The organism is Psychroserpens sp. SPM9 (genome assembly GCF_025153525.1).
Taxonomy (GTDB): Bacteria; Bacteroidota; Bacteroidia; order Flavobacteriales; family Flavobacteriaceae; genus Psychroserpens.
The window spans coordinates 1-26,231 of the sequence record NZ_JANZNR010000003.1 but is presented as its reverse complement, the minus strand read 5'-3'; the positions used below and the strand labels follow the sequence as shown (position 1 = coordinate 26,231).

The following is a 26,231-nucleotide window of genomic DNA, read 5'->3' as shown; positions in this document are numbered from 1 at the left end:
GTTTTTAAAATGTTTTATGGAAATATCCCTCTTTGCACATAGGCTTTCTCGATGCGTTCTATGGCAATGCAATAGGCAGCCGTTCGCATATCCATGGCTTTATCTTCAGCGTATTTATAGACGTTCTCAAAAGATTCTTTTAGTTTCTTTTCGAGTTTAACCATAACCTCATCCAATTGCCATAATTCTCCATTTCGGTTTTGCAGCCATTCAAAATAACTACCAATAACACCTCCCGAATTGCATAAAATGTCTGGTATTATGGTAATACCTCGCTCTAAAAGCATATTCTCTCCTTCAACATTGGTTGGTCCGTTAGCACCTTCAGCAATAAGACTTGCTTTAATTTGATAAGCATTTTCAGCAGTAATCTGATTACCTAAAGCTGCTGGAATACAGATATCGCAATCTGTAGCAAAAAAATCGTCGTTATCTAATACCTTAGCATTCGGAAAGCCCAACAGACTCCCTTTATGAGCTTTGGTATAGGCGAACAAATCTGCTACACTTATCCCCTTTTGGTTTTCGATACTTCCTGAAGCATCTTGAACAGCTACCAATTTGGCACCATCTTGCTCTAAGAAATAGGATGCCCAATACCCTACATTTCCGAAGCCTTGAACGATATATTTTTTGCCATTCAATTTTATATTATTCTTTTCTGCCCAGAATTTGATGGTTAAATACACACCAAATCCCGTGGCACGATCACGACCTTCTAAGCCGCCACTCCCATCAGGCTTGCCTGTTACAACATGCTGATTGGCTGTACGCTCTGCTGGCGGACGAGTACTCATGTACGTATCGGCCATCCATGCCATAGTCTGACTGTTGGTATTTACATCTGGAGCTGGAATATCGTGTTCTGGACCAATATTATCAGCCAAGGCAAACGTAAAACGTCTGGTGATACGCTCTAACTCGCCTTGAGAGTATTTCGACGGATCTAATTGAATACCACCTTTACCTCCACCATAAGGCAATCCTGCCAAAGATGTTTTCCAGGTCATCCACATTGCTAAAGCTCTTGCCGCATCAATATCTACTGTTGGATGATAACGCAATCCGCCTTTATAAGGCCCTAAAGCATTATTGTGCTGTACTCTGTAACCTCTAAAAATTTCTACGTCACCATTATCCATTTTAACTGGAAAATTGACAATGATTTCATTATTGGTAATGCTTAATATTTTTTTGATGTTAGGATGTAAATTAATTTGATCTGCAGCACTGTTAAACTGCTCCATCACGTTATCCATCATACCTTTTACAGGTACTTTTTTGACGCTCTTTTTATATTCTGCTGTTAAAGTTGCCATTTATAATAGTTTCTAATTATTGTTTGTATTTTAGATATTGTTCTCGGGTTAAAAATCGATACAGACTTGTTTTAACAGGCACTAATCTTAGTTGCCCTTTTAAAATGCTTCGAATGGTTAATTGGTTTAAAATTGTTTTTAAATTCATAGTTGTTTGTTGCTTTTTCACGTAAAGACTCTTTATATAATTGAGTGCTTCGTAGATTATTTGGGTGCTATTTAAAATATCGGTTAATGATTGATCTTTCGTGATATTTCTCACTTAAATACCTTTGTCTTGCTGCTTTGGCATTAGACTTTTTGCCTATTGAACTTTGACACGTTACTGTTGATAGTATGGATTTAAAAATCATAATTATATGTGGTAATGATTAAACTAATTGTAAAATTTCTTCTTTGTGTTGATCTGAGCTTTGCTTCGTCTCAAAATGGTATGGATCTGGTGGTGTTTCTTCATCAAACTCACTACAGGACCAAACTTTGTCCTTTTGTGCTGTTAACACACAAGAATTGCGGTGCATGCAACTCGGACAAATATTAAAGTGATTCATATTAAAACGTATTAATGTTATTCACTCATGATAAGGCAATAGCAATGCCAAAACAATCATTCATAACAATACCAAAGCCCAAACCCTTTATTTATATAGGTTTAAAGCGTTTTATATGAATTTAAATTAAATAGTATAACGGTACATTATTCCCCAATTGGGTAAAAATGTCTCAGTAGAATACGTTTATTCTGAAAGTTTTTGCCGAATGGTTTTTCGGTCAATTTGAAGAATTTTTGCTGCTTTTGTTTTATTATTTCCAGTAGCTCGCAATACTTTTTCAATATATTGCTTTTCTATCACCTTAAGTGGCACTAACGATTCCGTAGAAAAAGCGATCGTATGTTTTAAGTGCTCAGGTAGTTGGGTTAGACCAATGCTTTTGTCACACATAATCACTGCGCGCTGAATGATATTTTCTAACTCTCTGATATTTCCGGGCCAGTCATACCGTTGTAAAACAGCTAAAGCGTCAGGCGTTATTTTTATAAAGCGATCTTTATACTCTAGACCATATTTAAATAGAAATTTATCTACTAACAATGGAATATCATCTTTTCGTTCCCGTAAAGGTGCCACATTAATTTCTACAACAGTCAGCCGGTAAAACAAGTCTTCTCGAAACGCTTGCTTTTTTATCAAGTCACGTAAATCGCTATTGGTAGCTGCTATAATCCGAACATCAATCTTTTCGGCTTTAGTGGCACCAACTTTAACCACTTCTTTTTCTTGCAGCACACGTAATAACCGAGATTGAACCGCTAAGGAAGCATTGCCAATTTCGTCTAAGAAAATCGTACCACCATTGGCTGCTTGAAAAAAACCTTCTCTGTTTGTTTCCGCTCCCGTAAAAGCGCCTTTTAAATACCCAAACAACTCGGCTTCTAAAAGATTTTCAGGAATAGCACCACAATTTACAGCAATAAAAGGGGCTCTAGAAAACTTACCTTCATAGTGAATGGCACGAGCTACCAACTCTTTTCCTGTACCACTTTCGCCTGTTATAAAAATGGTTGCTTTATTATCTTTAACGCGTTCAATAATTTGAACGACCTCGTTTATTTTATCCGAATTTCCAATAATTTCTCCGTAAGTGGTCTGACGCTTTTCAGAAGTATCTTTTTGTTGCTGTGCTGTATCTTCGGAAGTAATTAAGGTGTTATCTAACGCCAACTTTAACTCGGCTTTAGTAAAGGGTTTGGTCAAATAATCAACCACACCCGATTTAATTACAGCTAAAGAGTCTTGAACAGACGGATAACCCGTTACCACTAACTTAGGAAGCTTAGGATAGTGTTCGGATACAAATTTTATAAGCTCAAAACCATCAACTTCTGGCATTTTTAAATCTGTAATCAACAAATCAATCTTCGTATCTCGCAAAATAACGACCGCTTCTTTTACCGAAATGGCCTTAAAAACATGATAATTCCAGGATTGTAAATGACGCTGTAAGAGCTCAAGAATATTGACATCATCATCAACAATAAGTATATTTTCTTTGCGTAATGCCATAGCTTAATTTAATCTTTAGGAAGTGTTATTGTAAATATAGCACCTTTTTTAGTGTTATTTTTTGCAGTAATTGTGCCTTTATGAGACGTTACTATCCCATGAACAACACTCAATCCTAAACCTGAACCGTCTCCAGTGGGCTTGGTAGTAAAAAAAGGTTGAAATATTTTATCTAAATCTTCAGGTTTAAAGCCTTGTCCTTCATCAGAAATTTTAAGAACCACATCTGTCTTTCGTTTATAGGCTTCAACCGTTATTAAGCCATCCTTTGGTGAAAAGTAAATGGCATTAATGAGTAGGTTAAAAATAATTTGTGTAATCTGAATGGGATCTGCTTTTAACCAAAGTTCTTCAGCTTCAATTTTAATACTATATTTTAAGCCTTCTTTTTTAAACGTAGCATCTAATAAATGTATGGCACTCTTAATTTGCGGCACAAGATTAATCTGCTTCATTTCTTGTGGCATTTCACAAGCAAAAAACATGAGTTTTTTAACCACTTCTCTAGAAAAAATAGCATTGCTAATGATTTTATCTACATCACTTGACAATTTATCGTTAGCCTCTACGTCGCTTTTAAGTAATTCTGCAAACCCTAAGATATTAGCTAAAGGTGTATTGAGTTCGTGTGCAATTCCTGCGGTTATTTCACCCAAAATACCAAGTCGGTCAGCATGTTCCATTTGGCGTTTTAAGGAAGTTTCATTTTTCTGAATTTCGATACGTTCCATTAAGCTACCAACTTTTAAAGCAACATTATCTAAAAGCAATTGTTCTTCTTTTAAAAAATTGATGTCATGAGAATCTGTATTATTTAATTCAGCAATTAATTCGCCTTTAATCTTATTAAAAATATTGACATTAGCTTTAATTCTTAAAGCATTTTTAAGTTGGTTATCGCTAGCAACTGTAAATGATTCCACATGGAATCTAATCACCGTTTTTTCAGGATATTGAAATGCCTTTTTTAAACTGAATGCAATGGCTTGCAGTGTGTCTTCTATCAATTCTAAGTTAGCATTTCCAATAATGGATGAGACCTCATAAAGACAGGTTAACTCTTTGATGCGTTCCTTTAATGCCTGTTCTGTTTTATTCATCTGCAAGTTGTTCGCTATTAATTTCTAATCTCATGCTTCCCATATATAATCTGAACAAAATATCATATCGTGATGCTGCTTTCAGACATATTTAGATGGTGTAAAGCCAATACTCGATATCACTTCTCTGAGTTTGTTTTTAAATATAAGTCTATAATTTAAAATTAAAAGTCATTAACGTTAAAATTAAAATATCACTAATTTATTTAATAGAATCTGCCAAATGTTGGGCATCAATTTAAGTGGCTTCGCAATTCTAATCGTATCTTTGTATTAAATATAAAAACCATAATTTCCATTATAAAAATCACCTCAAATAACTTCAAGGAACTATTAGATTTTCTTAAAAGCACCAGCTTTTCAAAAGCCATTTTGATAGGTATTGCTATTACGACTCCTATTATTTTGGGAATTATAACCAATCATTTAGATATTGGACTAGCCCTCTGTTTTGGTGCTTTTTGGTGTTCACCAAGTGACGTAAGCGGCAATTTAAAACACAAACAAATTGGGATTCTTATTGCTGCTTTTTTAGTTACTATCATTAGTTTTATTGGTGGTTATTTTCATGTTTCAAATGTCTTTTTATTTCCTTTACTAGGCGTACTCACCTTTAGTATTGCGTTTATTTCTATCTACGGATTTAGAGCTTCGTTGATTAGTTTTTCAGGATTATTAGCTTTGGTTTTGAGTTTTGCTCATACTTCTGAAAATTTAGAAATCTACCAATACGCACTTTGGATTGGTGCTGGTGGCTTATGGTATTTAGGATTGTCAACACTCTGGTTTTATTTAAATCCGAAAGCCTATAGCGAAGAAACCTTGCATGACATTTTTTTACTTACCGCAGATTTTCTAGATACAAGGAAACAACTTTTTGGTGAGCAACCAACTCGAGAAACACTAAATGAACAACTTACCAATTTAAAGATTGAGCTCACCGAGCATCACGACACCTTTAGAGAAATTTTAATTTCTTATCGCAAAAGTTCGGGAAGGTCTAACTATTTAGGAAAACGCTTATTGGTATTTATCCAGTTAGTGGAGCTACTGGAAACTGCCATAGCAAACCCTGTAAACTATAGCAAAATGGATGCGTTATTTGAAACACATCCTAAATTTAAAACTAATTTTCAGGAGTTAGTTTCTGAATTATCGTCTCAATTACGTGCCATTGCAAATCACACCAATAACTCTAAAAAATTTCCGTCCAACAAAGTTCTTTATGAATTATTCAAACATCTAGAGCAAGATATTTTGAGTTTAAAAAATGAAGATCATCCCGAAGATTACGAGCAGTATTTAATGCTTCATAATTTTTTGGATTACCAAAAAGAGCAGTTCGAAAAGCTTAATAAAATCAAATGGTTGTTAGGTAATCCCGAATTAAGTTCAGAAAAAATAATAACAACAGATGATCTCAAACGTTTTGTAAATACTCAGGATTATACTCCAAAATTAATCCTTAGAAACCTGAGCTTTAGATCCACTATTTTTAAACATTCACTGCGTTTGGCAATAACCGTAATGCTGGGTTATGGTATTGGTTTATTTTTTGATTTACAAAATCCGTATTGGATTATTTTAACCATAATTATCATTATGCGGCCCAGTTACGGACTCACGAAAACCCGTTCTAAAGACCGCGTTATTGGAACATTAATTGGTGCTGTTTTGGCAAGTGTTTTGGTGCTGTTTATTAGTAACATTTATGTCTTTGGGGTTTTAGGAGTGTTATCCATAGTGATTGCATTTTCTATGATTCAGAAAAACTACAAGGCAACTTCAACCTTTGTTACACTGAGTGTTATTTTTATTTATGCCATTTTAGAACCCGATATTTTAAAGGTTATTCAATTTAGAGTTCTGGATACCATTATTGGTGCTACACTATCCTATTTAGCGATGCGATGGCTTTTACCTGTGTGGTCGTTCATGGAAATTGGCGACAATATAAAAGACGGCTTAAAGGCTAACACCGCATTTTTTAAATCCATTAGTTCCTATTTACAGCAAAAAGGTAAGATTCCAACCAGTTTAAAAGTGAACCGTAAAGAAGCGTTTTTGCAAATGTCTAACTTAAGTGCAGCATTTCAACGTATGGCTCAAGAACCAAAATCGAAACAAAATCACATTGATGAGATTTACGAACTTGTTGAAATTAATCACAACTTTTTAGCATCTTTAGCATCATTGAGTGCCTATGTACAAAATCATAAAACGACGGATGCTTCGGAAGAATTTATAGCAATTTCAGAAAAAATTCAAGACAATCTGGATGCCGTTTGTTCGCAATTAAAAACTATAAATTTTGAAAATCCCCAATTAAAATCCAAGCCTTCAATATTAAATAACGAATCTGAACAACTTAAATCCTCAATACATCGGCTTACAACTGAAACTATTTTGAAAACAGATAATGTTCACACTCATAAAGAAGCGCATCTTATTTGGGAACAAATGTACTGGTTGTTTGCGCTTAGTGAAGATATGCTAAAGTTAACTTCTAAGTTCAAATTGAATTGATCAATACTTGAACTTTACGTTTTAGCATAGACGCATCAAATACCAAAAAACCATATCTAACAGATCTATTCTTAGTCTTCAATTAAAGCTCCATTTCTGGTGACTATGAGCCCTAAAACTGTCAATTATTGTCATAATTAGGCGATTCTACGCTTCAATCCTTCTGAATTAACAACTACGCAAACAATTTACCACAAACACCTGACTAACAGATTATTAAAATGTGTTTTTAACTTTCAAATTTCAGTAATTACAAAAGTCTTATGCTTTATATAATGAATATCTATACATACTTTTACTTAGAACTCATTAACTAATGGTCTTTAATCAAAACGGTCATTTTGTAACTAATAATTAATTCTAAACCAATGAAAAAAATTACGTTTTATTTTATCATGCTTTTAAGTATGACTGCTTTCTCTCAAATTGAGGTGAATGAAAATTTCGAAGAAATTTCGAATAATCAAGTTCCTGCAGGTTGGACCGAAACTAACTTTGGAGCTACATCAAATTTTACTTGTGATGCTTCTGAAAAAGCTGTTGCAACATTTTTTATGTCTGCTGGAGAAGAAACACTTACAACACCAAATTATGCTGCCATATCAAATGGCACAGACCTTACTGTAAGTTTTTCATATAATATTTTTGAGCAAGTGTCTCAGTTCCCTCCTCCTAGCTTTGTTGCTCCTGCAACAGATTGGGGTTCGATAGTCTTACAGTATTCTACTAATAATGGAACTTCTTGGACAGATATTACAACCATAGATGATTCTAACTATAACTTTGTTGATACGGCTAACTGTGGTGCAACAGCAAGCATTAATGTTGGACCAATTGCTAATGGTAGCGATTTTCAAGCACGTTTTGTGGTCACTACTGCAACGGTGTCAAATTTTGCTTTATGGGTAATTATTGATAATGTATCATTTACACAAACAGCTACTACAGCACCAAATTGTGATGTTACACTTATTTCGCCTGCTAACGGATCTGATACTGCTGATGCAGATGTGTCATTAGTGTGGCAAGCAGCGACAGGATTACCAACTGGATATACTGTTTCTGTTGGAACGACTTCTGGCGGAACAGATATAGTTAATGGAGCAACGACAACAGAAACTAATTATGCTTTGACCGATTTAGAATATGAAACCGAGTATTTTGTTAATATAGTCCCTTATAATGGAATTGGTAGTGCAACTGGTTGTGTTGAAGAAAGCTTTACAACACGTATGGCTCCAATACCAGGAGCAACATGTAGTAGCCCAATAGTTCTTTCTTTGCCTTATTTTGAACTAGGTGGAGATACTGATAATTATGAAGACAATATTGATACGAGCCCTTGTAGCAACACTTATATGAGAGGTAAAGATGTATTTTATGAAATCACGCCAACGACAGATGTGTCTATAAATATTGAAGTTGAAAATATTTCTAATACTGGTGCTAGTATCCATGTTGTAAATGGTTGTCCAGATGCTGCTACAGAATGTGTAGCCTATGTAGGTACCTTTTCTGGAAATACCAGAAGTTTAACCGAAGTAGTATTATTATCTGGCAACACTTATTTTATAGTGCTAAGTAATACAGGTAACACAAGTACGTATACTTACGATTTAATTATTACTGAAAACGATTGTATAAACCCTACAATTGGCGCACTAACTCCTGTGGCAGATTGTGATAACGATCAGTTTTTTGTAGACGTAGATATTACATATTTAGGAGATGCAACATCATTAACACTATCTGACGACGATGGTACAACAGCTGATATTACGAATATTACCTCTACAGGTATTGTAACTGCTGGACCATATGCAAGTGGTACTGTTGTAAATTTCTCATTAACAAATGATCAAAACAATGAGTGTTTCTTTTCAGATTCTACGTTCTTTTATTGTCCGCCTTCAAATGATGACTGTGGTGATGCTATTAATCTAACTGTTAATACAGATGATACCTGTACTATTCTTACAAATGCATCAAACGCAGGTGCGACAGAATCTGCTGGAGACTTAAGTTCATGTTCGTCAACAAATACAAATGATGTTTGGTTTAGCTTTGTTGCTACTGAGGAAATTATCATATTAGAATATTTAAACCTCGAATCGGCTCCTGGATTTCCTGCAGGTGGAATTTTCCAGTCTACTGAATTATTATCTGGAGATTGCGGTACTCTAACTAGTTTAGCTTGCTACACGTCATCTTATGTAACATTCACAAACTTAACTATAGGAAACACGTATTATATTAGAAATAAAACGAACTTAGGTAGTTCTCAACAAAACTTTGACATCTGTTTAAGAGAGGCACCAGCAGCACCAGCAAATGATGAATGTGCTAATGCTGTGACCTTAACAACATCTACTGATGACAGCTGTGACAACCAAGTATTTGGAACCACAATTGGCGCTACATTATCTTCAGACAATGCTTGTAATACCGATGGTTATGGAGATGTATGGTATGTGTACAACCCGACAGTTAGCGGTGTTTATGAGTTTTCTTTAGAACGATTAAGCACAACTCCATCAACATATTTTTCAGTTTATGAAGGAACTTGCGGATCACTTGTTGAGAAAACAACATCTTGTAACTCCAACTCTAATCAAATCCTCACTTTAGATAGTACGTTAACTTATTATGTTATGGTACAATCTAATCAAAATGGTGAAGGTATTGATTTCAACCTATGTGTATGGCAATTACCAGATGCTGTTGTAAATAGTGACTGTGCTTCAGCTTTGACATTAACAGAATCGGTTGATATGAATGGTAACAATTCTATTAGTAGTAATATTAACGTCACTGATGTTGCTTATTATTCACCTGAAGGATGTGCTGGTACTTCTTCAGAATCAGTATGGTACGAATTGACTCCGCAATACACCGGAACTTACCACTTCAATTTTACAAGAGACAGTGGTTCTGCTAGCTATACTGTTTACAATACAGATGACTGCTCACAAACGGATACAGCTAGTTATGTAACAGGTATTAGTAGTTGCTTTAACAACACAACACCTAGAACTGGTGAATTAGTAGCAGGAAACACTTATTTAATTTTGGTTCATGCTTCAAGCGCTGCTGAATTTACACTGTTCGCTTATCCTGATGAATCATTAAGCGTTGCTTCAAATGATTTCAATGCATTTAAATACTACCCTAATCCTGTAGAAAACACATTAACAATTGATGCTCAAAACACAATATCAATGGTTACTGTACACAATATTTTAGGTCAAAGTGTAAAAACAAAAATGCCTAATAACCTAGAAACTACTATTGATATGAGTGCGATGGAAAAAGGAATTTATTTCGTAACAGTCAAGATCAATAATTCTCAAAAAACCTTTAAGATTATTAAAGAATAGTTGAATTTATTTAATTACTAAGGGTAAAGGGCAACATTAATATGTTGCCCTTTGTTTTTTTACCTTATTATTTTTTAACCTAGTAAAATCGTTTATAATTTCTCTAGATACTGTAAGCGAGAAACTTATAAGAACATCCCATCTCAATATCACTTCAAACCAACCCGATGTTTGTTAGCTGCTGTCAATTCTTTTCTAAAGTTTATTATATTTACTAACTTGTATAACTCATTTCTTATGAGATAGAATCAACAATTGAGCGTCTAATATGTTCCTAAATAATGAAACAATTTTACACTTGTCTTTATAGATATATTCCCTTAATCGGATTTTGGGCAAGTATGTTAATTGCACTAAATGTAGAATCTCAAGAAAACGATTTGATTTTAAAAGCGCAGGAACTTATTCATTCAAATCCTGATGAAGCCATTAAAATTGCCGAACACCTAATTAAAACCAACCAAAGTACTCAAGAAAAAGCCAATACAAATCTTTTACTGGCAAAAAGCTACTTAGTTAAAGGTGATTATAATCAATCGGTTCAATTTGCATTTAGTGATCAAAATAATTCAGATGATATAAGGCCAGATACACAAATCGAATTACATCTCATCAAAGCCCGACTACTAAGTAACATATATTTAAATAAACAAGGCCAAGAATACTTGCAATTGGCTAATCAACTCATTACTGAATTACCAGTTAACAGACAAAGAGATTCGCTTCAAATTCTTATCAAACTAGAGCAAATCAACATGCATTTGATTGAACACGATAATCAAAACGCAATAGCTGCAATTAAAACTTTAGAACAGGATTACCAAGACTTTTTTAAGCAGAATAAATCTGAAAAAAGAAGCTTATATTTTGCTAAAGAACAAGTGTACAACAATCTAGCTAAATATGACTCAGCAAGCGTATACATCAATAAAACTTTAGGCTTAATAAATTCTAATACGAGTAACAACCTTTATCAAAAAGCATTAATATATAGAGAATTAGGTCATTTACAACTCCTAAAAAAGGAGTTCTCAAAAAGTGAAGAAAACCTATTTATAGCCTCGAAATTTGCTGAGATTATTGATAATCCTGTGGTGTTAACCAAAATAAATAAGGATTTAGCAATCAACTACTTAGCCACAAACAAAACCAGTCAACACAAAGCCTATAATGACAAATACCTGGCATTAAACGCGCAAATAGAATCTATGGAGCAAGAGTCTGTTAATTCTCTCTACAACATGCTTACAAGCCAAAGTGACCAACGCTTAGAAGCCAACAACGATACCTATAAAAATTATTCATACATCGCTTTAGCTGGTTTAGCTTTAGCATTACTCATTGGCATCTATTTAATTTCAAAAAGTGTAAGTAGAAAAAAAAGACTTAGAGAAATTATAAAATATATTGAAATAAGCCGGAATAATTTTATCAATACAAAGCCTAAACCTTCAAAAAAATCTGCATCTAAAGGCATTGATATTCCTGAAGAAACCGAACAACAAATCTTACAGAAACTTAAAAAATTTGAGGCTTCAAAAAAATTTTTAAACAAAGAGATGTCCCTTGCTGTTTTGGCTGGTCAATTTGAAACCAATACCAAATATTTATCTGGTGTCATCAATAAACATTACCACGATAATTTTAACACTTTTATCAACAAACTACGTATCAACTATATTATTGATAAACTGAAAAATGATTCCAACTATATCCATTATAAGATTAGTTTCTTAGCTGAAGAAAGTGGTTACGCTTCGCATAGTAGTTTCGCAACCGTGTTTAAATCGATTATTGGAATGTCTCCTGTAACTTTTATTAAGTTAATTCAGAAGGAACGTCAAGGACTTAAGACAGAAAAAATACTGCAATGATTAAAAGGCTCACATATTTGCTTTTATTATTCATGCTCGGGATGCATCACACAGCTTCAGCATTGGTTACATTAGATGATGTACATCAAATTGACAGTATTTTAAAAGTAAGTATCACACGTGTTTATGAAAACCCTGATGAGTCTATCAAATTAGGGATGTCGGTTTTTGAAAACGAATCGTATTCAAAGAAATCACGAACCAAGGCTTTAATGCTCGTTTCTTTAGCACATACTTCTAAACGAAATTATCAGAAAGCTTTAGAGTATATCTTAAAAGCCGATGAATTTTCTGCGACATTAAACGATAAGGTTTTACAAACGGAAATAGTATTCAGAACAGGAATTCTTTATCAGCAACTAAAAATATTTGATAAATCTATAGAGTATTTAGAAAGAACCGAACGAATGGCTTTATTATATCCTGTTCGCGATTCTGTTGGTAAGTATCTAGCTAATAGCTACATAGTTAAAGGGTTTATATACAAAGACAATTTGAACTGTGATATCGCCTTAGAATTTTTTGATAAAGGTATCAAAGAATATCTAAAGCTTAAAAATGTTGAAGTTAACACCAACTTAAGTATTGTGTTTTACAATAAAGGTAATTGTTACACCTTACTGTCTCAGTATGAGAACGCTAAAACCAGTTTTAATAGATCCATAGAGCACGCACAAATTGAAAAAGCCAATAGCCTTATTGCTTTTGCTCAAAAAGGATTGGCGTCAGTTTATACCGAACAAGGGGAGTATCAACAAGCCATTGACTTATTAAACACAGCTTTAGACAAATCTGGAAATGTGGGCGATTTAATTCTAAATTCAAGCATTTATAATGGGCTATTTGAAAATCATTTGGCATTAAATCAATGGGATGAATACCAGAAGTACTTCGACCTTTATGCTGAAACTCAATTGAAAATCAAAACATCCGAACGCAACTCTGTAAGCCATTCTTTAGATGAAAATTCTAAGCGCCAAAACGAAAAACTTGAGAACCAAAAAAAGAATTTTTATACCAAACTAAAATGGTTTTTTGTAGCACTTGTTTTAATGATTAGTACCGTTATTCTTATCGAAAGACGTAACAAAAAAGTCATTAAATCACTACAATCTGAAATAGATTTCATTCAGAAAGAAGAACCTACTTCATAAGATTATCTTACTTCATTTTACAACATAACATCTTATTTTTCAGATGTTTATAATGAATTTTAGACTTTCAAAATTCAGTAATTAACAAAGCCATAGTCTTTATATATGACTATTTAGGTTGTATCTTTATAATATTAAATTTCTTAATACATTCAGAAACCACCTAAGCATGAGAAATAAATTAAAACCAACATTACTCCCTATTTTAGGAATCGCATTCCTGCTGTTGTTTTCAACTAAAAGTTTTGCGCAATTATCAGAAAATTTTGATTCGGGAATTCCAAATACTTGGACCCTTTTTGGAAACGGAGTTGGGACACAAACATGGTCTGAAACTACCGACGGTTATTTAGGAACTAATGGCACATCTGTCAATCCTAGTTTAGACAATATTGGAGACCAAAATACAGCTCAATATTTTTTGGTGACACCACAATTAACAGTTCCCGAAAATGGCGAAATTCAATTTTTCACAAAGCAAGGAGATGAAGCCGATAATGGATCACAATACGAAATAAGAATTTCTACAGCTGCGCAACCTGATATTAACGGTTTTAATATTGTTATTCAATCTTACACCGAAACAAGTTTAAATGTAGGTGCTCAAACTAATTATGAGAAAAAAGTGGTCGAACTTCCTAGTTCTATCCCTGCAGGTCTAAATATTTATGTAGCTTTTGTTGCGGTTAACACTCAAAATGGCGCCACACCAACTGGCGATCAATGGTTTGTAGATAATGTTTCGATTCTAGAAGGTTGTACTGAAGTTGAAGATGATGATGTTAGCATTGATGATATAACTGTTGATGGTGCCGAAGTCACCTGGTCACATCCTACAGCAACCAACTTTGAAATACAAATTTTACCAACAGATGGTGTTCCTGCCGATAGCGGTATTCCTGTTTCAGGAACATCATATACGCTTAATAACTTAGATGAAGATACTGAATACGACATTTACATCGCTGCAGTTTGTGATAATGATACTCAGAGTGCTTTCACAGGACCTTATACGTTTAGTACCTTAAAATTTGGTTTGTCTTGTGATACGCCAATCATCATTCCAGATATTTCAGCTACACCTTATGTACTTATTGATAACTTAGATCAATGGTCTAATCCTGATGAGGTATACTCTACGCAAGGCACTAACTGTGTTTCAGGAACTTCTACGACAAATTACCTTAACGGAAATAAAATCTTTTTAAGCTATACGCCTACACAAGATGGATTAGTGACATTAACACAAACGACTGCTGTGGTATCAGGAGGTGGTGATGATAATTGCTTTAATTCTAGAAGCTCATTATTTGTTTATGATAGCTGTGCCGAGGTTGGTGTCAACTGTACTGCTGGCGTCATAACCAATGATCCGTTTGACCCTAAAACAATTTCTAATCTTTTGGTGCAAGCCGGCGAAACCTATATTATTGTAGTGTCTTCTGAATTGTCTCCAACTGCAGGAATTTGCTTTGAATTAGTCATTTCAAGTCCTACCTGCGCTCCTCCTGGCGACTTAGTATACAGTAATTTAACCGAAGACAGCGTAAGCTTCTCTTGGGATAATATTGGTGGTTTTGCAGATTCTTGGGAATATACAGTTGTTCCAACAGGTTCTGGTGAGCCTAATGGTTCTGGTACACCAACTAACTCCAATATTGATAATGTCATTAACACTGGTCTAGCTCCAGCAACAACCTATGATATATATGTGAGAGCTATTTGTGATGGTGCCGCCGGAAATTGGAGCGAACCTTCAACATTTACTACACAATGTACAGTTTTTAACACGCCTTATTCAACTGATTTTGCAAATGCTACCAACGCCAATCCTGAGCCTTGCTGGACAACAATAGATGCTAATGGCGACGGCACAACATGGGCTTTTATTGGAGGTTATGCAACGACAGTTACTAACGTGTCGCAATTTGAAAACAATGATTTATATGTGTCTCCTCAAATAAATTTTGATGGTGTACAAAAGCGATTGAGATATAAGCATAGAGCAACGCAAGGTGTTTCAACTTATACCGTAAAATTATCAACAACAGGAGTTGGCGTGGATAATTTCACTACTACTATTTTACCTGAAACCACAATTAACAACACCTCATTCCAAGAAATAATTGTGGATATTCCTGAAACTATAACTGGCATCGTAAACATAGCCTTTATTGTTGAACCAAATACAACTGAAACCGCTTTAAGGCTTTCAATTGACGATGTATTTATCGAAGATAAACCAACATGTCCTGATCCCTTAGATCCTTTTGTTTTAGGGTCTAGTATTTCAACCAATTCGGCTTGGTTATTATGGACTCCTGGTGATGCCGAAACACAATGGGAAGTGGCTATTCAAGATTTAGACTCTGGTGTACCAACGACTAGTGGTCTTTTAGTTGATAGTAATTCTCCTTATATGGCTACCGATTTAGACTCTGGGAGAAGATATGAGTTTTATGTAAGAGCCTATTGTGGAGAAGATGACCAAAGTGAATGGGTAGGACCAGTAGCTTTCACAACCTTATGTGAATCGTACGATACGCCATTTTTTGAAAGCTTTGATGATGAAGATCCTGATACTAAAAAGTTTTGTTGGGAAATTAACGACAATAATAATGACGGTAACACCTGGACTATAAACGAAACACATGCAACACTATCTGGAGCGGCTGCAGATTTTAATGATTATTTAATTTCACCTGCTATAAATATTGATGGTGTTAAACAACTTAAATACAGCTACAGATCTCCTTTTTCTTTCTTCACAGGACCTCCTCATTTTGGTCTCGAAGTATTGATATCTACAACAAATACAAATCCAACTAGCTTTACCGTAATTTCTCCGCTGGAAACTTTTACCAATTCAAGCTATATCGAAAAGTCTTTAATCATTGAAGGCTCAGGAACTATTTATATCGCATTTAGAGTACCACCAACATATTCGGGACCTGCTACAGTTCTTGATATTGACAATGTAAGTATTACTGACGCACCTGCGTGTCCGAATCCTACAGATTTGACAGTGGATTCTACTTTTACTGATAGTGCAGACTTATCTTGGACTAGTGGTTTTCAAGAAACATCTTGGAATATTGTTGTTCAACCAGCAGGTTCAGGGATTCCAACAACGAATGGTGAATCTGTGACCGAGACAAGTTATACAGCGACCGATTTAATGCCAGATACAGCTTACGAATTTTATGTGATGGCAGATTGTGGCGACAACTCAAGCGAATGGGTTGGTCCAATTACTTTTAATACGCAGTGTCCAGCATTTACAGCTCCTTTTGTGGAAACTTTTAATTCCGATTCTGATTCAGAAAACTGCTGGACCGTTGTAAATGACAACCAAGATTTAGAAACTTGGGAATTAAACAGTGCTTCCTTTCCTTATGAAGGTGATCAAGCTGCAGTGATGTTTACCGGAACGAATGGTCAAAATGAAGATTGGTTAATTTCTCCTACTATTACTATTTCTGAAAATCAGCGTCTGCGTTACTACTATCGCGTGAATGATAGCTTCTTTACTGAAGATTTAGAAGTGCTGTTATCTACAAATGGAATTGGCCTCGATCAGTTCACTACAGTATTATACGATTCTGATGATGACCCAGTAGTGATTAACAATGAAGAGTACAAGGTTAAAATTATCAATTTCCCAGCTGGAATTACTGGTGATGTGAACATCGCTTTTCATGTACCATTCTTTCCAAGTACTGGACCTTACAGAGGACAAACACTGGCAATCGATAATGTAAACATCGAAGACATTCCAGACTGTCCTGAACCAACAAATATTGTTCTTAATAACATTACAGATACTGCTGTTCAAGTGGCTTGGGAGTCAAATGGTTCTGAAACCGCTTGGGAAATTTCAGTGCAACCTTCTGGTACACCTGCTCCTGTAGGTGATACCGATCCGAGTTATTTATATAACGCTCCAACAAATCCGTTTACGGTTACCGGACTTGATGCTTCAACCATGTATGATATCTACGTGAGAGCTGTTTGTGATGGTAATCAAGGAGAATGGACAGGACCTGAAACTGTAACCACAAAATGTAGTTTTGATAACTTATGTCAGTACACATTTATACTCACTAGCGATTCCGATATTTCGGCTAGTTTAGATATTACACAAAACAATCAGGTTGTACAGTCTATTCCTTTTGAAGGAAATACCGATGAAAGTTTTAGTGTATTCCTTTGTTCTGGAGTTGAGTTTTCTGTATTCTTCAACACCTTAGGAAGTTCACAACCTCAATATGACGATTATCAGTTTGACATACTAGATGCTTCAAACAACATCGTTTATTCAAGTCCTACAGGTATCCTTCTAAGAACAGTTGTTTATGAAGGAACTGCTATCTGTGGCACTGTTACTTGTCCGCAACCAACCGATTTAACCATCAGTGATACGTCTGTGTTTTCTTGGACACCAGGTGGTAGCGAAACACAATGGGAAGTTGCTGTTCAGCCATTCCAAAATGGTACATTACCACAATCTGGAACGCTGGTAACAACCAGTTCTTATACACCAACTGCTTCCGATTTTGTAGATCCAAATGTTGCAACCTATGAGTATTTCGTAAGAGCGGTTTGTGGTACAGATGATGAGAGTTATTGGTCTGGCCCTTTTGAATTTGTTAGAAATGATGATATTTCAAATGCTATTAGCTTACCAATAAATTCAAATGAGGTTTGTAACGAATCTGTTTCTAATGTTTCATTTATTAATGCTTCAGTCTCCTCCGAAATGATGACCTGTGATGGAACAAATCAAGGTGATGTTTGGTTTGACTTTACTGCGGAATCAATGATTCATATCATAGAAATCAACAGCTTCAACGGAAGCTTACGTGACAGCAATGGTGATCCTTTATATCCGGAAATTGTCATGACTCTTTACAAAGATAATGGTGGAGGCAACCTTCAAGAAATGGTTTGTAGCTATGATAATCTTATCGTTGCAATGTATACTTCTGAATTAATTGTAGGTGATAACTATAAAGTAAGATTAACCTTAACAACTCCAGATACTACTGAATATCGTTTCAATATCTGTGTCAAGACTCCAGAAGATTTATGTTTGGTTGATACCGTTAATGGCGGATTTGAAGAACCTACGTTAAACGGATTAAGTGGTATAAACACTATTATTTCAGTAAATACAATTCCAGGATGGCGTTCAAACTTAGATTCATCTAACAATATATTTTACTGGGAAACTCTTAATGCGCCTGGCTTTACAGCTTATGAAGGCGGACAAAGTGTTCAAATATTATCTGACCAAGGGACAACGATAGATCCTAACGATCCTAATATAAAAGGGTATTACAGAGATTTTGATACATCTGAAATCACATTAATGGATTATAGTTTTGCACACCTTGCACGATTTGATGGTAATACCATTCAACTTTTTGCTGGTCCTGTGGGTGGCCCTTATACCATGATTAATAATCATGTAGGAGTTACACAAGCATGGACCTTAGTTACAGGAGAATACATCGTTCCTAATGGTCAAACAAACACCCGAATTATCTTTAGAGCTAGTGATGGCGATGATATTGGAAATGTTATTGATGCCGTTAATTTCTTACCAAATAATGAAATTATTACAGAACCATTTACAGTAGATTGTGACAATGCAACTGCGGCTGTAGAAGCCAACGGAACCGGAACTTGGATCGCTAGTGAAAACAATCCAGGAACCGTAAGTATAACCGATTCTAATAGCAACACGACAACAATCAACAACTTTGTTCAACCAGGTACCTATACGTTTACTTGGCAAACACGCTACTGTTCATACGATATTGAAATTGTATACAACGGTATTGCTGAGACGCCAACCGTAGAATCACCTATTGAATATTGTCTCAATGATACTGCGGAACAACTTACAGCTTCCGAATCTGGAACATATACTTTAGTTTGGTACACGCAAGCTGTTGGTGGCACAGGAAGCACAACGGCTCCTACGCCAGACACTTCGGTTGTCAATACAACCTCATACTATGTTGCTTATATGGATACTGAAGGCTGTGAAGGTCCGCGTGCTGAAATCATTGTTGAAGTCAGCGAATCTTTCGATGCAGAACTTACATTCAGTTTTGCTGATACCTGTGTTGTAGCTACCACCAACCCTTCTCCTGATTTAAGTGACGGATTTGCTACTGGTGGTGTATTTACATCTGCAACACTAACCGTTGATGCTACGACTGGTGAAATTGATATGTCTTCGGCTACAGAAGGCTCACATGATGTAACCTACACTTACGATGGTGATGAAGATAATTGTGTTTCGGCTGGAACGTTTACAGCGACAATAACCTTTACTGCTGCTTCGACGCCTGTTACCGATTTTAATTACGGAACTGAAGCCTATTGTATCTTATTGAACACAAATCCTACACCAAACTTAGATTCCAACTTTACAACTGGAGGTACGTTTAGCGCAGCAACTATAACTGTTGATCCAAACACAGGCGAAGTAGATTTAGCGTCGGCCACTGCTGGCACACATGATATTACTTATTCTGTAGAAGCTGACGCAGATACCTGCTCTGGTGCCGGAACATCAACAACAAGTATTGTGATTAGCACCAGTATAGCACCTAACACAGACTTTGCTTACGCTGATACTATTTACTGTGCAGATAATAGTAATATCGCTCCTATTTTAGGTACAGACTTTACAACAGGCGGTACCTTTGCTTCAGAAAGTGGATTAGCCATCGATAGTGCCACTGGAGATATTAATATCGCAGCAAGCAATGTTGGTAGCTATACCGTAACTTACCAATTTTCAGAAGCTATTGATGATTGTATTGAAAGCGGAATGAGTACATTCGACATCACTATTTTAGAAGATTTAGCTGTCGTAATTGAAGGAGAATGTGTTGATAGTGATTACATTTTAACCGCTTCTTCCCTTAACAGTTCCTTCAATGTGAATGATGCGACGTTTGAATGGATGGATGCCAACGGAAACAGTGTTGGTGAAAACTCGGAAAATTTCAATGTAAGTACTTATGCATTAAATCAAAATCTGACGGCTCCTGTTCAATTTTCGGTGACCGTAACCTTAGGCGGTTGCTCTACAACACAAACATTTACAGCAGAACAGTTAGCCTGTATCGAACGTCAAATTCCGAGAGGTATCTCTCCAGACGGAAATGGTAAAAATGACACTTTAGATCTAACTGGTTTAGGCGTCACACACATTACTATCTTTAATCGTCATGGTCGGGAAGTCTACCAGTTTAGAGGCAATTATACCAACCAATGGTTTGGACAATCTAATAAAGGAAATGAACTTCCAGATGGCACGTATTTCTACAACATCGAAAAACAAGATGGAAGTACAAATACCGGATGGATTTATATCAATAGAGCGCAATAATCAACTAACAACATGCAATATCATATACAAATGAAAACTATATATTTCACACTTGTCTTTTCACTTGCGATTTTCGTAAGTACTCATGCACAGCAAGATCCGCAATACACACAATATATGTATAACATGAATGTGGTTAACCCTGCATATGCCGGCTCTAAAGAGAATCTAGCTATTGGATTGTTATATCGTACACAATGGGTTAATATCAATGATGCGCCTAAAACAGCAACCCTTTCTGTTCATAGTCCGATAAGTAAAAATGTTGGATTAGGGCTATCTGTCATTTCAGATAAAATAGGGCCTGTTGAAGAAAACAATGTCTATGCCGATTTCTCTTATACCCTAAAACTTGGTGGAGATCATCGCTTGGCTTTCGGTTTAAAAGCGGGAGCTACCATTCAAAATATCGGGCTCTTTAGTGATATAGGAAATGGATTTGTAAACGACATGAACGATGAAGCTTTCAGTGAAAACTCAAATAATACACATTTAAATTTAGGTGCTGGTTTCTTTTATTACACCAAAAAATATTATGTATCTTTTGCTATTCCTAATATGTTAAACAACACCTATCTCGATATCACAAATAACGGTCAAGAATTTACTTATGGTTCTGATGTACAACATTATTTCTTATCTGGTGGTTATGTGTTTAACCTTTCTGAAAACACCAAATTCAAGCCATCATTCATGTTGAAATCGGCTTTTGAAGCACCAACATCTCTGGATGTTTCAGGGAATTTCTTATTTAATGAACGCTTTGAGCTCGGTGCAACATACCGCTTAGATGATGCTATTGGAGCTATGGCTAATTTTGCTGTTTCTCCCGGAATTCGAATAGGATATGCCTATGATTATATTACTTCAGAACTTTCAGCTGCGACATCTTCATCACACGAAGTTTTCTTACTGTTTGATTTGAATTTCCCTAAAAAAGTATCCATTTCACCTCGATTCTTCTAATCCAAAAAATCTCTTTAAAATGAAAAAAATATATAGTCTTTCTTGTTTATTCTTCATTATTGCAATAAGCTACGGACAAAGCAAAAAAATTGAGCAAGCCAACAAACTTTTTGAAAGCTATCAATATGTTGATGCTATTGAAGCCTATTTAGAACTGGTTAAAAATAAAGAAGCCGACGCACAAACCTATAAGCGATTGGCCGACAGTTATTACAGCGTTTTTAATATTGAAGAAGCCGCTAAATGGTATGCCACTGCTATAGAAACTAAACAAGATGCCGAAACTTACTTCCGCTATGCTCAAGTATTAAAATCTCAAGGAAAGTATGAAGCAGCCAACGAACAAATGAATACGTTTGCTCAACTATCACCAGATGATCAACGTGCAAAAATGCATTTATCAAATCCTAATTACATTCCGCAGTTAGCCGATAAAACGAAATCTTTCGAGGTTGAAGAAACTACAATAAATGACAGCCAGCAGAGTGATTTTGGAGCCGTGTTGTCAAACGATAATATTCTTTACTTTGTAAGCACAAGAAATAATTCAAAACAAGAAGATCGTTGGACAAACCAACCCTATTTAGACATTTATAAATCGGTTAGAAAAGACGATGGTTCTTTATCAGACCCTGAAGAAGTTGAAGAATTAAACACCATTTATCATGATGGGCCACTTACAATTAGTGCCGACGGAAAAACCATGTTTTTCTCCAGAGATGGACATAGTGAAGGGAGTTTCAAAAAAATAAAAAATAAAAAAGTAAAACTGGCACAACAAGGTTTGTACAAAGCCACCTTTGTTGATGGAAAATGGGGCAATGTGCAAGCATTACCTATCAATAGCAACGATTATACCGTAAGCCATCCAAGTTTAAGCAGCGATGGTAAAACGTTATATTTTGCCTCTAATATGCCTGGCGGATTGGGAGATACTGATATTTGGAAAATTAGTGTTAATGGTAATTCCTACGGAAAACCACAAAACCTAGGTCCTAATGTAAATACTGCAGGTAAAGAAGGCTTTCCGTTTATTAGCGATGATAATATTCTTTATTTTGCTTCCATTGGAAGACAAGGATTTGGAGGTTTTGATATTTTTAAAATTGACCTTAATAAAAATGAAAAAGCTGAAAACCTGGGAAACGGAATCAACACTAAAAGAGACGATTTTTCTTTTAGTGTGAATACTTCTAAAAAAATCGGTTACTTTTCTTCAAACAGATCTGGCGTAGATCAAATCTATATCGCAATACCTATTTGTAAATTTGATATTATTGCACTTGTTAAGCATGCTGAAAACAATACAGCTATATCCAATGCTAATGTTTCTATCACTGATGCCCAAAATAATACTATAGCAACTCAAGAAACAAATGCTAAAGGCGAGACAGATTTTACAGTAGGCTGTGACACTAATTACAAACTTACCGTCTCTAAAGAAGGCTTCGAAACTGTTTCAATCCCTGTTTCAGAATCTAAAGACGATGAAACAATGGTTAAAATTTCACTACAACCCATCAATGAAATTATCACAGATACTGAAGTAAAATTACAAAACATCTACTTCGAGTTTAACAAAAGTAACATTACACAACAAGGTGCTTTTGAATTGGATAAATTAGTGAAAATCATGAATGATTATCCAAACATGTCTATTAAGGTGAGATCGCATACCGATTCAAAAGGAACAGCGAGTTACAATTTAAACCTATCTGAAAAACGTGCTCAAGCAACTGTACAATATCTTATTTCTAAAGGCATTGATAAAGCGCGTTTATCTGCTGAAGGCATAGGAAGTCAAGAACCTAAGATTGACTGTAAATCTAATTGTACCGATGAAGAAGATGCTCAAAACAGACGATCAGAATTCTTAATTATTAAAAAATAATAGAGAAACAATTTAAAGTAGGAATTAGATCCGTATAGCTGTTTTATATTTGAAATCCATTTTGAAAATTAACTTAGACAAACAATAATTTGAGAGCAAGAATACATGACCATAGTCGACTTATGAAAAATTATATAATCTTATTTTTTTCACTATTTCTGTGTTCACAGCTTAACGCACAAGAACCCAATGATTGTATTAACGCGGTCACTGTTTGCGGTAATAGTAATTTTATGTCTAATGCAAATGGCATAGGCGCCATTCAAGAGGTTTCGGGTTGCGGTGGTTTTGAGCATAATTCACTATGGTTAGAAGTTAATATTGTTCAGGCAGGAACCCTAGGCTTTGATTTGATTCCGGAAGATCCAGACATAATGGTCGATTATGACTTTTGGGTGTATGGACCAAATCGTATCTGTTCAAATTTAGGTAGTCCAATTAGATGTTCTACCACAAATCCTAATGAAGCTGGTCTTCCTAATAATCACACAGGAATTAACGGAAGTACCACATTGACACAAACTGGTCCTGGACCTAACGGAAATGGTTATGTGTATTGGCTAAATGTCAACGTTGGAGAAACGTATTACATAGCAATTGACAGACCTGCTGGTGATGGCGGATTTGAAATTCAGTGGACTGGAACGGCTACCGATGGAGCTGGTGCATTCCCTGCACCTCCTGTTGCAAATGAAATTGAAGATGTTAAACAATGTAGCAGCAATCCCGATATTGCCATTTTTGACCTTAACGGATTAAGACCTAGCATTAATTCTGATGCTGGCAACACCATCGAATTTTATGAAAGTTTAGCAGATGCCGTTGACGATATCAACGAACTACCGGCTATCTATGCCAATACTTCTAATCCGCAAACCATCTATGCTAAAGTTAAATCTGCTGGAACCGATTGCTATAGTCTCATCGATTTTGATTTGATTGTAACACCAATTCCTGATGCCACTTTATCAGTGTCTTCATCAGCTATTTGTGCCAATGAAAGCGTCACGTTTACCATTACTGGTACTCCAGGTGCCACCATCCATTATTCAATAGATAGTGGTCCTACACAAGACGTTTTACTAGACGCTACGGGAGAAATAACCATCACGCAGTCACCAATATCTAATCTGACTTTTGATCTTATTGATGCACAAATTCTAAGCAATACCGGAACCGTAATTTGCTCACAGGCTATCAATGATTCAGAAACCATAACCGTTACTGGAAATACCGTCCCTTCTATCATTAATAATTCACCAATTTGTGAGGGTGAAGATGGTGAATTACAGATTTCAGGAGATCCAAATGCAACTGTAACATATACCATTAATAACGGTCCAGATCAAACCTTAAATCTGGATGGTACAGGTAATTTCACTTTAACCATAGCTGCATTATCATCAGATACAGATATACACTTTGTGTCTGTAACGAGTGCATCTCCTCCTAATTGTGTGCAGACTATTGACACTACTGAAACTATTGTTGTTAATCCATTACCTACTGTTGTCAATCCTGATCCATTACTGGCATGTAATAATGGTACAAATCCAAATTCAGCATCCTTTGATTTAGATGCCGAAAGTGCTACAATTACCAATAATGGTACAGATGTTACTGTAACTTATTATGAAACACAGGCACTAGCCGAAACTGGAAATACCTCCGATGCCTTAGCATCTCCTTATGACAGTACTTCTGCAAATCAAACTATTTATGTACGTATTGAAACCAATTTAGGTTGCATCGCTTATACAACACTAGATTTACAAGTTGTTGGTGCACCAATAGCCAATTCAGTTCCTGCTTTACAAGGCTGTGATAGTAATAATCAGGGAATTGGTGTTTTTGATTTAACGCAGGCAACTCCAGATATCATTTTAGGTAATACGCAGGCAGTTCAGGTTTCCTATTTTATATTGCAAACAGAAGCTGAAGCTGGTAATCCTGAAATTGCAAACCCAAACTCATTTCAAAACACAACACCTTATAATCAAACTGTCTATGCGCGCGTAGATTCTGATGCTACAGATTGTTATTCTATCGTTGCACTAGAATTAGAGGTTTTCGACACGCCAGTCGTAACAGCTTTAACTTCTTTTGAAGTCTGTGATGATACGAGTAATGACGGTTTTACGTCATTTGATTTAGATTCTCAAACAGCGATTCTTTTAGCTGGAAACTCAGACATTTCAATATCCTATCACTCCTCACAAATTGATGCTGAAAACAATGCTAATCCACTTGCTAGTCCGTATACCAATACAAGTAGTCCACAAACCATTTATGTGCGTGCTGAAAATGATTTTTATACAGATTGTTATAACATTACGACTTTCCAACTCCTAGTCAACCCATTACCAGCCCTAGTTGTTCCAACCGCTTTAGAGGTTTGTGATGACGGTACTCCAGATGGTATTACCAGTATTGATTTAAGTTTAAAAAACGTAGAGGTTACAGGAAACAATCCGGATTATTCGGTGAGTTATCATTTAACTCAGGGTGATGCAGATTCAAATACAAACCCATTACCAATTCCGTATA

General features: G+C 35.6%; 11 protein-coding genes and 1 pseudogene. 8 read left to right on the top strand and 4 right to left on the bottom strand.

The features are described from left to right. Window positions 1-14 precede the first annotated feature (14 nt). From N4270_RS06535 to N4270_RS06520, 4 genes are all read right to left on the bottom strand, one after another. Window positions 15-1,319, bottom strand: a complete 1,305-nt coding sequence (locus N4270_RS06535; RefSeq protein ID WP_260096150.1) for a Glu/Leu/Phe/Val dehydrogenase — start codon at window positions 1,317-1,319, stop codon at window positions 15-17. 371 nt (window positions 1,320-1,690) lie between these two features. Then, a complete protein-coding gene (locus N4270_RS06530; RefSeq protein WP_260096149.1) occupies window positions 1,691-1,870 on the bottom strand; it encodes a hypothetical protein in 180 nt (59 codons plus the stop codon). 186 nt (window positions 1,871-2,056) lie between these two features. After that, entirely contained in the window at window positions 2,057-3,385 is a 1,329-nt protein-coding gene (locus N4270_RS06525) for a sigma-54 dependent transcriptional regulator (RefSeq protein ID WP_260096148.1), read from the bottom strand. An 8-nt stretch (window positions 3,386-3,393) separates the two neighbouring features. Then, entirely contained in the window at window positions 3,394-4,485 is a 1,092-nt protein-coding gene (locus N4270_RS06520) for a sensor histidine kinase (protein WP_260096147.1), read from the bottom strand. Window positions 4,486-4,857: 372 nt separating this feature from the next. Here N4270_RS06520 and N4270_RS06515 point away from each other — a divergent pair, with 372 nt between their 5' ends. The 8 genes and pseudogenes from N4270_RS06515 to N4270_RS06480 all read left to right on the top strand — a co-directional run. Then, window positions 4,858-7,011 carry an FUSC family membrane protein gene (locus N4270_RS06515; RefSeq protein ID WP_260096146.1) on the top strand — a complete coding sequence of 718 codons (2,154 nt, stop codon included), beginning with the start codon at window positions 4,858-4,860 and terminating at the stop codon, window positions 7,009-7,011. Between the two features lie 368 nt (window positions 7,012-7,379). After that, the gene (locus N4270_RS06510) at window positions 7,380-10,388 is read left to right on the top strand and encodes a T9SS type A sorting domain-containing protein (RefSeq protein WP_260096145.1); all 3,009 of its coding nucleotides are present in this window, start codon (window positions 7,380-7,382) and stop codon (window positions 10,386-10,388) included. A gap of 281 nt (window positions 10,389-10,669) precedes the next feature. Then, on the top strand, window positions 10,670-12,262 hold the full coding sequence (locus N4270_RS06505) for an AraC family transcriptional regulator (protein ID WP_260096144.1): 1,593 nt from the start codon (window positions 10,670-10,672) through the stop codon (window positions 12,260-12,262). Continuing rightward, complete coding sequence (locus N4270_RS06500; RefSeq protein ID WP_260096143.1) at window positions 12,259-13,416, top strand: tetratricopeptide repeat protein; 1,158 nt, start codon at window positions 12,259-12,261, stop codon at window positions 13,414-13,416. Before N4270_RS06505 ends, N4270_RS06500 begins: the two co-directional genes overlap by 4 nt. A 169-nt stretch (window positions 13,417-13,585) precedes the next feature. Beyond that, a complete protein-coding gene (locus N4270_RS06495) occupies window positions 13,586-20,827 on the top strand; it encodes a choice-of-anchor J domain-containing protein (protein ID WP_260096142.1) in 7,242 nt (2,413 codons plus the stop codon). 30 nt (window positions 20,828-20,857) lie between these two features. Next, window positions 20,858-21,793, top strand: coding sequence for a type IX secretion system membrane protein PorP/SprF (locus N4270_RS06490; RefSeq protein ID WP_260096141.1), 936 nt, complete (start codon window positions 20,858-20,860; stop codon window positions 21,791-21,793). Window positions 21,794-21,812: 19 nt separating this feature from the next. Then, window positions 21,813-23,684: an OmpA family protein gene (locus tag N4270_RS06485; RefSeq protein ID WP_260096140.1), complete on the top strand. Its 1,872-nt coding sequence runs from the start codon at window positions 21,813-21,815 to the stop codon at window positions 23,682-23,684. 233 nt (window positions 23,685-23,917) lie between these two features. Then, a pseudogene (locus N4270_RS06480) lies at window positions 23,918-26,231 on the top strand (hypothetical protein); the annotation flags it as partial.

What these genes read in the sequence shown, in the direction of transcription:
- N4270_RS06510 (WP_260096145.1), top strand. Translation starts at nt 7,380, where the DNA reads ATGAAAAAAATTACGTTTTATTTTATCATGCTTTTAAGTATGACTGCT.
- N4270_RS06505 (WP_260096144.1), top strand. Translation starts at nt 10,670, where the DNA reads ATGAAACAATTTTACACTTGTCTTTATAGATATATTCCCTTAATCGGA.
- N4270_RS06490 (WP_260096141.1), top strand. Translation starts at nt 20,858, where the DNA reads ATGAAAACTATATATTTCACACTTGTCTTTTCACTTGCGATTTTCGTA.
- N4270_RS06485 (WP_260096140.1), top strand. Translation starts at nt 21,813, where the DNA reads ATGAAAAAAATATATAGTCTTTCTTGTTTATTCTTCATTATTGCAATA.
- N4270_RS06520 (WP_260096147.1), bottom strand. Translation starts at nt 4,485, where the DNA reads ATGAATAAAACAGAACAGGCATTAAAGGAACGCATCAAAGAGTTAACC.
- N4270_RS06500 (WP_260096143.1), top strand. Translation starts at nt 12,259, where the DNA reads ATGATTAAAAGGCTCACATATTTGCTTTTATTATTCATGCTCGGGATG.
- N4270_RS06525 (WP_260096148.1), bottom strand. Translation starts at nt 3,385, where the DNA reads ATGGCATTACGCAAAGAAAATATACTTATTGTTGATGATGATGTCAAT.
- N4270_RS06530 (WP_260096149.1), bottom strand. Translation starts at nt 1,870, where the DNA reads ATGAATCACTTTAATATTTGTCCGAGTTGCATGCACCGCAATTCTTGT.
- N4270_RS06535 (WP_260096150.1), bottom strand. Translation starts at nt 1,319, where the DNA reads ATGGCAACTTTAACAGCAGAATATAAAAAGAGCGTCAAAAAAGTACCT.
- N4270_RS06495 (WP_260096142.1), top strand. Translation starts at nt 13,586, where the DNA reads ATGAGAAATAAATTAAAACCAACATTACTCCCTATTTTAGGAATCGCA.